Annotated in this window: 8 protein-coding genes; 4 read left to right on the top strand and 4 right to left on the bottom strand. The window is 64.0% G+C overall.

All coding sequences use genetic code 11. The features are described 5' to 3' along the window. Positions 1-50 precede the first annotated feature (50 nt). The 3 genes from fusA (at position 51) to ACZ46S_RS04900 (ending at position 4708) form a co-directional block, all read left to right on the top strand. A complete protein-coding gene (gene fusA / locus ACZ46S_RS04910) occupies positions 51-2132 on the top strand; it encodes an elongation factor G (RefSeq protein ID WP_464063592.1) in 2082 nt (693 codons plus the stop codon). 126 nt (positions 2133-2258) lie between these two features. Continuing rightward, the gene (locus tag ACZ46S_RS04905; RefSeq protein WP_464063591.1) at positions 2259-3551 is read left to right on the top strand and encodes a hypothetical protein; all 1293 of its coding nucleotides are present in this window, start codon (positions 2259-2261) and stop codon (positions 3549-3551) included. Beyond that, positions 3548-4708 carry a glycosyltransferase family 2 protein gene (locus ACZ46S_RS04900; RefSeq protein WP_464063590.1) on the top strand — a complete coding sequence of 387 codons (1161 nt, stop codon included), beginning with the start codon at positions 3548-3550 and terminating at the stop codon, positions 4706-4708. The genes ACZ46S_RS04905 and ACZ46S_RS04900 overlap by 4 nt, the downstream gene beginning before the upstream one ends. Positions 4709-4738: 30 nt before the next feature. Here ACZ46S_RS04900 and alaS read toward each other — a convergent pair whose 3' ends face one another. Both alaS and recA read right to left on the bottom strand, forming a co-directional pair. After that, positions 4739-7393 (bottom strand): alanine--tRNA ligase, encoded by a 2655-nt coding sequence (gene alaS, locus ACZ46S_RS04895; protein ID WP_464063589.1) that lies wholly within the window; start codon positions 7391-7393, stop codon positions 4739-4741. 201 nt (positions 7394-7594) lie between these two features. Then, complete coding sequence (gene recA, locus ACZ46S_RS04890; RefSeq protein WP_295738465.1) at positions 7595-8644, bottom strand: recombinase RecA; 1050 nt, start codon at positions 8642-8644, stop codon at positions 7595-7597. Positions 8645-8999: 355 nt separating this feature from the next. Here recA and ACZ46S_RS04885 point away from each other — a divergent pair, with 355 nt between their 5' ends. Next, positions 9000-9428: a GFA family protein gene (locus ACZ46S_RS04885; RefSeq protein WP_464063588.1), complete on the top strand. Its 429-nt coding sequence runs from the start codon at positions 9000-9002 to the stop codon at positions 9426-9428. 92 nt (positions 9429-9520) lie between these two features. On the opposite strand, the gene ACZ46S_RS04880 is transcribed toward ACZ46S_RS04885, so the two are convergent. Together ACZ46S_RS04880 and ACZ46S_RS04875 are read right to left on the bottom strand one after the other, a co-directional pair. Next, complete coding sequence (locus tag ACZ46S_RS04880; protein WP_464063587.1) at positions 9521-10747, bottom strand: argininosuccinate synthase; 1227 nt, start codon at positions 10745-10747, stop codon at positions 9521-9523. A 9-nt stretch (positions 10748-10756) separates the two neighbouring features. After that, positions 10757-11722, bottom strand: coding sequence for a sterol desaturase family protein (locus ACZ46S_RS04875; RefSeq protein ID WP_464063586.1), 966 nt, complete (start codon positions 11720-11722; stop codon positions 10757-10759). Positions 11723-11790 lie beyond the last annotated feature (68 nt).

Below are 11790 nucleotides of genomic sequence, written 5' to 3'. Positions count from 1 at the left end.
CCAGGCGGCGCCGTACTTGTTTGACATTTTATCCGCCCGTGGAGGCATCGATGGCTGAGACAGACCTGAGTAAGATCCGGAATATCGGGATCACCGCGCATATCGACGCGGGCAAGACCACCACCACGGAGCGCATCCTTTACTACACCGGCGTGTCCCACAAGATCGGTGAAGTGCATGATGGCAACACCACCACCGACTATATGGCCCAGGAGCGTGAGCGCGGCATCACCATCACCTCCGCCGCCGTGACCTGCGAGTGGAAAGACCACGCGATCAACATCATCGACACGCCCGGCCATATCGATTTCAACATCGAAGTGAACCGCTCGCTGCGCGTGCTCGACGGCGCCATCTTCATCATCGAGGGCGTGGCCGGCGTGCAGCCGCAGTCCGAGACCAACTGGCGCCTGGCCGACCGTTACAACGTGCCGCGCCTGATCTTCATCAACAAGCTGGACCGTACCGGCGCCGATTTCTATCGCGCCTTCGACACGCTGAAGGAGAAGCTGGACATCGTGGCGCTGCCGCTGCAGCTGCCCATCGGCATCGAGGAAAACTTCCTCGGCGTGGTCGATCTGGTCGAGATGAAGGCGATCATCTGGGAAGGCGGCGAGCTCGGCGCGAAGTTCCATGATGAGGAAATCCCGGCCGACATGCTGGAGAAGGCCAAGGAGGCCCGCCAGCTCCTGCTCGACACCGCGCTGGCGGTCGACGATGCCGGCATGGAAGAATATTTCGAGAAGGGCGACGTTTCCGTCGAGACCCTGAAGCGCGCGATCAAGACCGGCACCATCTCCGGCGCGTTCCGCCCGGTCATGTGCGGCACCGCCTTCAAGAACAAGGGCGTGCAGCCGCTGCTGGACGGCGTGCTGGATTACCTGCCGTCCCCCGTGGACGTGCCGGGCATCAAGGTTGCCCCGGAAGAGGGCCAGGAAGAAGATCCCAACGCGCGCCGCATCAAGGCCGACCCGAACGCCCCGTTCGCCGGCCTGGCCTTCAAGATCATCAACGACAAATACGGCTCGCTCACCTTCGTGCGCGTCTATGCCGGCACGCTGAAGAGCGGCGACTCGGTGCAGAACACCACCAAGGGCCACAAGGAGCGTATCGGGCGCATGTACAAGATGCATGCCGATAAGCGCCAGGAAATCACCGAGGTTTCCGCCGGTGACATCGCCGCCTTCGTGGGCCTGAAGGATACCGGCACCGGCGATACGCTGGCCGCCTCCGAGGACCCGGTGGTGCTGGAGCGCATGGCGTTCCCGGTGCCGGTGATCGACATCTCCGTCGAGCCGAAGACCAAGGAAGGCATCGAGAAGATGACCATCGGCCTGCAGAAGCTGGCGGCGGAAGATCCGTCCCTGCGTCTGAAGACCGACCAGGAAACCGGCCAGACCATCCTCTCGGGCATGGGCGAGCTGCATCTGGAAATCATCGTCGACCGTCTGAAGCGCGAATATGGCGTGGACGCGAATATCGGCGCGCCGCAGGTGGCCTTCCGCGAGACCATCACCAAGGAGCACACCGAAACCTACACCCACAAGAAGCAGTCCGGTGGGTCGGGTCAGTACGCTGAAGTGAAGATCACCTTCACCCCGCGCGAGCGTAACGAAGGCATCGAGTTCGAGAACAAGATCGTCGGCGGCGCGGTGCCGAAGGAATATATCCCGGCCGTGGAAAAGGGCATCAAGAACCAGGCCGATACCGGCGTTCTGGCCGGCTTCCCGACCGTCGACTTCTCCTTCGCGCTGGTTGACGGCAAGTACCATGACGTCGACTCGAGCGCCCTGGCGTTCGAAATCGCCGCCAAGGCCTGCTTCCGTGAAGGCATGAAGAAGGCCGGCCCGGTCATCCTCGAGCCGATCATGGACGTGGAAGTCACCACCCCGAACGATCACGTCGGCGACGTGGTGGGCGATCTCAACCGTCGCCGCGGCATGATCCAGAACCAGGAAGCTTCCGGTTCCACCGTGATCGTGCGCGCGCACGTGCCGCTGAAGGAAATGTTCGGCTACATCTCGAACCTGCGTTCGATGACCAAGGGCCGCGCCTCCTTCACCATGCAGTTCCACCACTATGATCCGGTGCCGCGCAACGTGGCCGACGAGATCATGGCCAAGAGCGCGTAAGCGCGGAACGCTTTAGCGAGAGCGCTTAAAGCCTTTCACCCAGACCAGAAAACGGCGCCTTCGGGCGCCGTTTTTTTTGGGCGATGCGGTTTGACAAGCCGACTCCCGACACGGCAGAGACAGGCCATGCAAGAATGCCGGACGGCGCAGACCAGCACGCAACCCGCATGGCGCCCCCGCGCCGGCTTCATCATCCTCATGCTGCTGGGCTTCACGCTCGTGGTGCTGGTGCGGATGCCGCAGATCCTGGCGCAAGGCGGGCGCTTCTGGGCCGAAGAGGGCGTGGTCTATTTCGCCAATAGCTGGAACTGGCCCTGGTATCAGGCCTGGTTCGCCATCCATACCGGCTATATCAATTTCATCGCGGGGTTCGGCACCTGGCTCGGGTTGCAACTGGGCGGGCTCGACCATGCGCCGCTGGTGACGGTGCTGCTGGCGCTGCTGGTGCAGGCGCTGGCCCCGTTCATCATCCTCACCCACGACTTTCCCTGGCGGCGCAGCCGGCTGGCCTGCATGGCGGCGGTGCTGCTCTGCGCGTTGCCGCCCGGCACCGCCGAGGTCTGGCTCAACACCATCACCAGCCAGTTCCATCTCGGCCTGGCGGCGGCGTTGATCCTCGCCGCCCCGCCCCAAACCAAGCGTCTGTTCGTGCTCGACGCGCTGGTGCTCGCCGTCGGCGTGCTCTCCGGCCCCGCCACCAGCTTCCTGCTGCCTTTGTTCCTGCTGCGCGGCATGCTCACCCGCAGCCGGGTGATGCTGCTGTTCAGCCTGATCCTGCTGCTCGGATTCGGGCTGCAGCTTGGCATCTATCTCACCCATCCGGTGCCGGCGCGCAGCGGGCAGGTCTCGCTGGCGGCATTGCTGGCGGTGATCGCGCTGCACGGTCCGGTCATGGCCTTCACCGGCATGCATGGCGCCGCCGTCATCGGCCGCTGCTTCCTCGCCCTGGGCCAGACCCAGGCGCTGTTCTGGCCGCCGCTGTTGATCCTTGTCCTGTTCTACGCGCTGCTGGGCTGGCTGGTGGCGGGGGCGCGCTTTGGCCGCGCCACGCTGGCGCTGCTGCTGGCGGCGCAGATCATCATCCTGTTCGTCTCGTTCGATAAAGCCCTCTCGCCGGACTTCACCGACAGCATGGGGGCGGGCTGGGGCGGGCGCTATGCCTTCATCCCGCTGGTGTTGACCGGGCTGATCCTGACCGGCGCGGTCTGTGCGACCAGCTGGGCCCGGCGCGCCGTGGCGTTTTTCGCCTTGCTGCTGGTGCTGGCCGTGGGGATTAGCAATGACCGCACCGGCACCGCCAATTTCGCCAACGGCCCGGCCTGGGGCCCGCAGGCCAAGGCCTGGCAGATCCGGCACTGGAACATGTTCAAAATCTGGCCCGGCACCCCCGGCTGGATCGTCGCCCTCGGGCATCGATGACCCCGATGCCCGAGCTCAGCATTGTCATGCCCTGCCTCAATGAGGCGCAGACGCTGCCGCTCTGCATCGCCAAGGCCAAAGCGTTCCTGAGCTCGCACGGCATCGAGGGTGAAATCGTCATCGGCGATAACGGCTCCAGCGACGGCTCGCAGGCGCTGGCGCGGGCTTTGGGCGCCAGGGTGGTGGAGGTGCCGCGGCGCGGCTATGGCGCGGCGCTGCATGGCGCGGTGAGTGCCGCGCGCGGGCGCTATTGCATCATGGGCGATTCCGACGACAGCTACGATTTTTCCAAGCTGGCGCCGTTTCTGCAGGCGCTGCGGGGTGGAGCGGATCTGGTCATGGGCAACCGCTTTGCTGGCGGCATCAGCCCGGGGGCGATGCCTTGGAAGAATCGCTATCTCGGCAACCCGGTTCTCTCCGGGCTGGGGCGCTTCCTCTTCCGCACCCCGATCAAGGATTTCCATTGCGGCCTGCGCGGCTTCAGCCGCGACGCCTTCCTGCGCATGGATCTGCGCACCGTTGGCATGGAGTTCGCCTCCGAGATGGTGATCAAGGCGGCGCTGCTGGGCATGCGCATCGAGGAGGTGCCGACCACGCTGGAGAAGGATGGGCGCGCCCGCCCGCCGCATCTGCGCCCCTGGCGGGATGGCTGGCGGCATCTGCGCTTCATGCTGCTGTTCTCGCCGGCCTGGCTGTTTCTTTATCCCGGGCTCGGGCTGGCGCTGCTGGGGCTGGGGCTGGGCGGGGCGCTGATGACGGGGCCGCTGCGGATCGCCGGGCTGAGGCTGGATCTCGGGGCGCTGCTTTATTGCGTGACGATGGTTGAGCTGGGGGCGCAGGCGGTGATCTTCGCCTGGCTGGCGCGCGCTTATACCATTCAGGAAGGGTTGCTGCCGGCCTCGCTGCGCATGCGCCGTCTGGAGCCGCTGGTGACGCTTGAAAACGGGCTGGTGCTGGGGCTGGGCCTATTGGGGCTCGGGCTAGGGCTGCTCGGCTGGGCGATCGCGATCTGGTCGCAGGCCGGGTTCGGCAATCTCGATGTCGGGCGGATCGCGCGCATCATCATGGGCTCGTCGCTGGCCCTATCGCTGGGCATGGAGGTGCTGCTCTCCAGCTTCCTGCTCTCCACGCTGCGGCTGCATATCAGGGAAACATAAAGGCGGCCCGAAGGCCGCCTTTATGGAGCATCAGCCCGCCAGGGCGGATTTGATCGCCGCCAGCGCCGCGCCCGCCTGGCCGGCACTCGGCGCGCCGGCCTGGGCCACGGCCTTGTTGCCGCCACCGCCCTGGCCACCCGCCGCCGTTGCCGCCGCGCGCACCAGCTCCACCGCGCTCTGCGGCAGATCGTCGGACACCGCGACCACGATGGCGGTCTTCTGCTCGGCGGTGGAGACCAGCGCCACCACGCCCGATCCCAGCCCCTTCAGCAGGTCGGTGGCAATCGGCCGCAGCTCCTTGGCGGCAATGTCGCCGACATTGCGCAGGATCGCCTTCACCCCGCCGATCTCCTCGGCTTCCGAGGCGGTGGCCAGCACCAGCTTCTTCTGCAGCTCCGCCACCTGTCGCTCCAGCCGCTTCTTATCGTCCTGCAGCTGGGCGATGCGCCCCGGCAGTTCGGCTGGCGGTGCCTTGATGCTGGCCGAGGCTTCGGCCAGCAGCTTGGTGTCCGCCTCGATCGCGGCAATCGCCGCTTCCCCGGCCAGCGCCTCGATGCGGCGTATACCGGCCGAAACCGCGCCCTCGGAGACGATGCGGAACAGCCCGATATCGCCGGTGCGCGCCACATGGGTGCCGCCGCACAGCTCGATGGACCAGGCGGATTTCTCATCCGTGGAGCCGCCCATGGAAGAGTCTTTAGTCGGCGCTCCCATGGAGACGACGCGGACCTCATCGCCATATTTCTCGCCGAACAAAGCCATCGCGCCCAGCTTCACCGCCTCATCGGGCGTCATCAGCCGGGTGGTGACTTCGGCGTTCTCGCGGATATGCGCGTTCACCTCGCGCTCCACCTGCGCCAGCTCCTCGGCCGTGATCGGGCGGGGCTGGGAGATGTCGAAGCGCAGCCGGTCCGGCGCGTTCAGCGAGCCCTTCTGGGTCACGTGCGGCCCAAGTGCGCGGCGCAGCGCCTCATGCAGCAGATGGGTGGCGGAATGGTGGGCGCGGATAGCGCTGCGGCGCTCATGATCCACGGTTGCCACCACGGCCTGGCCGACACGGGCCGTGCCGGCCTCGACCACGCCGATATGCACATAGAGCGAACCCAGCTTCTTCTGGGTGTCGGTGATGCGGATGCGCAGATTGTCCGGGCCGGTGATATAGCCGGTATCGCCGACCTGGCCGCCGCTTTCGGCGTAGAACGGGGTCTGGTTGAGCAGGATATAGGCGGTCTGCTCGGGCAGCGCCTCGTCGGTCGGCTGGCCGTCCACCACCAGCCCGACGATGCTGCCTTCGGCGGTCTCGGTGGAGTAGCCCAGGAACTCGGTGCCGCCGAGTTTTTCGTTCAGCTCGAACCAGACGGTCTCGGTGGCGGCATCGCCGGAGCCGGCCCAGGCGGCGCGGGCGCGGGCCTTCTGCTCGGCCATCGCCTCGTTGAAGCCCTCCACATCCACGCTCTTGCCCTCTTCGCGCAACGCGTCCTGGGTCAGATCCAGCGGGAAGCCGTAAGTGTCGTAGAGCTTGAAGGCGACGGCGCCGGGCAGGGCGGCGCCTTGGGCCAGCCCCTCGCTCTCGCTCTTCAGCAGCGAGATGCCGCGGTCCAGCAAAGCGCGGAAACGGTTTTCCTCCAGCTGCAGCGTCTCGGTGATCAGCGCCTCGGCCTGGTTCAGCTCCGGGAAGGCCTGGCCCATCTGGCGGGTCAGCGCCGGCACCAGCCGGTACATCAGAGGCTCCTTGGCGCCCATCATGTGGGCATGGCGCATGGCGCGGCGCATGATCCGGCGCAGCACATAGCCGCGGCCTTCATTGGAGGGCAGCACGCCATCGGCGATCAGGAAGCAGGAGGAGCGCAGATGGTCCGCCACCACGCGATGGCTGATGCGAAACGCTCCGTCCGGGTCCTGGCCGGTCGCCTCGGCGGAGGCCAGGATCAGGGCGCGCAGCGTGTCCGTGTCGTAATTATCGTGCTTGCCTTGCAGGATGGCGGCGAAGCGCTCCAGCCCCATGCCGGTATCGATGGAGGGGCGGGGCAAATCGACGCGGCCATTCGCCCCTTCCTCATACTGCATGAACACGAGGTTCCAGATCTCGATGAACCGGTCGCCATCCTCATCCGGGGAGCCGGGCGGGCCGCCGGGGATGGAGGGGCCGTGATCGTAGAAAATCTCGGAGCAGGGGCCGCAGGGGCCGGTATCGCCCATGCGCCAGAAATTATCGTCAGTGGGGATGCGGATGATGCGTTGATCCGGCAGCCCGGCGATCTTGGACCAGAGCCCCGCCGCCTCGTCATCCGTATGATACACGGTGACCAGCAGCTTATCCTTATCCAGCCCGAAATCCTTGGTCAGCAGCGTCCAGGCATGCAGGATGGCCTGTTCCTTGAAATAATCGCCGAAGGAGAAATTCCCCAGCATCTCAAAGAAGGTGTGGTGGCGGGCGGTATAGCCCACATTATCCAGATCATTATGCTTGCCGCCGGCGCGCACGCATTTCTGCGAGGAGGTGGCGCGGCTATAGGGGCGCTTTTCCTGGCCGGTGAACACGTTCTTGAACGGCACCATGCCTGCGTTGGTAAAGAGCAGGGTGGGATCGTTGCGCGGCACCAGAGGTGCGGAAGGCACGATCTGGTGGCCGTTGCGGCCAAAATAATTGAGGAAGGTGGCGCGGATATCGTTGCTGGTGACCATGTGGGCTGGATTACAAGGCGGACGGGTTTTCGCCAAGCCCGCCCGCCGGCCGGGCGCAAAAAGGGCAAAAGTTTTTGGGGGCGCCCTTTTTTCAAAAAGGGCGCGAAGAGACGAAAGGCCGGACGCCCCCAAAGGGGCGATCCGGCCTTTCGTCACGAAGGGGCGTTTTTGAAAAAACGCCCCTTCAACCCCCAAAAACGTTTAATCCTCAGCGCTGTCCTCGCCGCCATCGGCGGCCATCAGCGCCTCGCCCAGCGTCGAAGACTGATCGCGGATCTTCTTCTCGATGCTTTCGGCCACTTTCGGATTGTCGCGCAGGAACTGCTTGGCATTCTCCCGCCCCTGGCCAATCCGCTGGCTGTCGTACGAGAACCAGGCGCCGGATTTCTCCACCACCCCGGCCTTCACCCCGAGATCCACCAGCTCGCCGGATTTGGAAATCCCCTCGCCGAACATGATGTCGAACTCCACCTGCCGGAAGGGCGGGGCGAGCTTGTTCTTCACCACTTTCACCCGGACATGGTTGCCCGTCACCTCGTCGCGCTCCTTGATCGAGCCGGTGCGGCGGATTTCCATGCGGATGGAGGAATAGAATTTCAGCGCGTTGCCGCCGGTCGTCGTCTCCGGATTGCCGAACATCACGCCGATTTTCAGACGGATCTGGTTCAGGAAGATCAAAGTGGTGTTGGAGCGCGCCACCGAGCCGGTAATCTTGCGCAGCGCCTGGCTCATCAGCCGCGCATGCAGGCCGACATGGCTATCACCCATCTCACCTTCCAACTCCGCGCGCGGCACCAGCGCGGCGACGGAGTCGATCACCAGCACGTCGATCGAGCCGGAGCGCACCAGCGTATCGGCGATTTCCAGACCCTGCTCGCCGGTATCGGGCTGCGAAATCAGCAGATTATCCACATCCACGCCGAGCTTGCGGGCATAGACCGGGTCAAGCGCGTGCTCGGCATCCACAAAGGCGCAGACACCGCCACGCTTTTGCGCCTCGGCCACGGCATGCAGCGCCAGGGTGGTCTTGCCCGAGCTTTCCGGGCCGTAAACCTCGATCACGCGGCCGCGCGGCAGGCCGCCAATGCCCAGCGCCAGATCCAGCCCGAGCGAGCCAGAGGAGATCACCTCGATCGCCTCATTGCCGCCCTTGGCGCCCATGCGCATGATGGAGCCTTTGCCGAAGGCGCGCTCAATCTGCGCCATCGCGGCGTCGAGCGCCTTGTTTTTTTCGAGATCGGGTTTTGCCATCGTCGTCACTGTCGCCATGAAAGGTGCCTCCGGAGCGTCCAACATCGACTCGATTTCTGTCAAACGAGCTTTTTTGCTTGTGGTGGATGCAACCATAGCGTGTTTTCCTGATCTTGCCATAGGGAATCGTTGAATCGCATCCTGGCATGGCGAGAACAAATTAGCAACATATCCGTTAATAATTTGTTCGTATTTTGTTCGATAATTCTGGAGAAAATATTGCAGATACGTAATGTGATTAGAACATATTGGAAACTTCGACTCAGCCGCGTCTTTGATCCATTCCGGGACAGGGTTTGACGGCACAGCGCGTCTCGCCATGCTGAGCCATCCAAAAGCAACAAGGCGAGGAAAAATGAGCCAGACTTATCAAGGTGCGTGTTTTTGCGGGGCGGTGGAGCTGACCGTGAGCGGTGATCCGGAGGCGATGGGCTATTGCCATTGCCGCTCCTGCCGCTCCTGGTCGGGCGGGCCGGTGAATGCGTTTACGCTATGGAAGCCCGAGGCGGTGAAGGTGACCAAGGGCGCGAGCGAGGTGGCCACCTACGCCAAAACCGAGGCCAGTCATCGGCAATATTGCCGCCAATGCGGCGGGCATCTGATGACGGCGCATCCGGGCTTTGGGCTGGTGGATGTGTTCGCGGCCACCTTGCCGACGCTGGAGTTCAAGCCCGGCGTGCATGTGAACTATGCCGAGACGGTGCTGCCGATGAAGGACGGCTTGCCCAAGCTGAAGGATTTTCCCGCCGAACTGGGCGGCAGCGGCGAAACGGCGCCGGAATAAAAGAGCAAAAGTTTTTTGGTGCCGCTTTTTTTCAAAAAAGCGGCGAAGAATTGGGGTGTTTTTGTAAAAACACCCCACACCCCCAAAAACTTTTATAAACTCCCGCCGCGGCGGCCGATGGACGCCCCCAGCCGCAGCCGCAGCGCGTTGAGCTTGATGAAACCCGCCGCATCCTGCTGGTTATACGCCCCGGCATCGTCCTCGAACGTCACCATGCGGGTATTATAGAGCGAATTCGGGCTCTCCCGCCCGGTGACGATCACATTGCCCTTATAGAGCTTCAGCCGCACCGTGCCGGTCACGGAAGCCTGCGACGTATCGATCAGCGCCTGCAGCATCCGGCGCTCCGGCGAGAACCAGAAGCCGTTATAGATCAGCTCCGCATAGCGCGGCATGATGCTGTCCTTCAGGTGCCCGGCCTCACGGTCCAGCGTGATGCTCTCTATGCCGCGATGGGCCGCGAGCAGAATGGTGCCGCCCGGGGTTTCGTACACGCCGCGGGACTTCATGCCGACGAAACGGTTCTCCACCAGATCCAGCCGGCCGATGCCATTGGCTTTGCCGTATTCGTTAAGGCGGGTGAGGATGGTGGCCGGGGAGAGCGCCTCGCCATTGATCCCCACCGCATCGCCATTATTGAACGCGATGGTGATCTCGGTGACCTGATCAGGAGCGGCTTCCGGGGAGATGGTGCGCTGATACACGATCTCATCCGGCCCCACCGCCGGGTCTTCCAGCACCTTGCCCTCGGAGGAGGAGTGCAGCAGGTTCGCATCCACGGAGAACGGCGCCTCGCCGCGCTTATCCTTGGCAATGGGGATCTGGTTCGCCTCGGCATATTCCAGCAGCCTGGTGCGCGAGGTCAGCTCCCATTCGCGCCAGGGGGCGATGACGCGGATATTCGGGTTCAGCGCGTAATAGCCAAGCTCGAAGCGGACCTGGTCATTGCCCTTGCCGGTGGCGCCATGGGCGACGGCATCCGCCCCCACCATCTCGGCGATCTCGATCTGGCGCTGGGCGATCAGCGGCCGGGCGATGGAGGTGCCCAGCAGATACTGGCCCTCATACAGCGCATTGGCGCGGAACATCGGGAACACGAAATCCTTCACGAAGGTCTCGCGCAGATCCTCGATGAAGATCTCCTTGATGCCGAACATCTCCGCCTTCTTGCGGGCCGGCTCCAGCTCCTCGCCCTGGCCGAGATCGGCGGTGAAGGTCACCACCTCGCACTTATAGGTGTTCTGCAGCCAGCGAAGAATGACCGAGGTGTCCAGCCCGCCGGAATAAGCCAGGACGACCTTTTTGACTTTCTGTTCCATGCTGGCTGCTTATGACGCGGCGCGGCCGATGCCAAGGCTTGCCCAGCTCTTTCCCAGGGCCTGCCAGAATAATTTCAGCCCGGTCGCCTGCTGGGCGAGGTAGGAGCCGGAAACCAGCGCCGCGGGGGCGCGGGCATCGCCGGTGGGCAGATATTCGTCGCGGAAATCGGCGGTGCGGAAGATGATGTCCCAGACCGCGAACACCGAGGCGTAATTGCAGCTATGCCGCCCGGCGGCGCGCAGCCCATGATGGAAGCGGTGAAAGCGCGGCGAGACGAACACCCATTCCAGCGGCCCGAAGGAGGCGCGTATATTGGCGTGGCTGAGGCTTTCGATGAATTTCATCGCCATCAGCAGCAGCGGGAATTGCAGCGGCGGGATGCCGATGAGCAGCCCGATGGCGAAGAACCAGAAGAAGCTGATCACATCGTCCAGCAGATGGTTGCGGTCGTCGGACCAGAAGCTCATCTGCGTCTGCGCGTGGTGCAGCGCGTGCAGCGCGTACCACCAGCGGAAGGAATGGGAGAGGCGGTGGCGCCAGTAATCGGCGCAATCCAGGATCAGCGCATAGACCAGGAAGGTGATCAGCGGGTGCCCGAACAGGCCGGGCACCAGACTGTCCAGTGTGGGCGGGATGAAGCCATGCTCGACCAGCAGCCCGGTGGACCAGGTCTGCACCTGATAGAACAGCACGAAGGTGACGATGGGGGTGACGCCGACGCGGTTGAGGAAGGTGTAGAACACATCCACCCACACCGCCTTGTTGTCCGGCCAGCGCTCCACCGGCCGCCAGGCCTCCAGCGGCAGGCAGACCGCGTAGGTCACCAGCACCGCGAACATCCCGTAGACGCAGATCAGGCACCAATCGAAGGCGAGATCGTCCCAGGCCATCCAATGCAGCCGGAACAGCACGGGCAGCACCAGATACTGGTCCATATAGCCGGCGATGTTGGAGAAGAGACGATCGAGACCCATACCCAAACCCCATGCAGGACTGGCGGCAACCAGCCTTTATAGCGCCCGCCCGCCGCAAAAAGCGAGAG

Source organism: Acidocella aluminiidurans (genome assembly GCF_055383125.1).
This window is presented reverse-complemented; position numbering and strand designations above follow the sequence as displayed.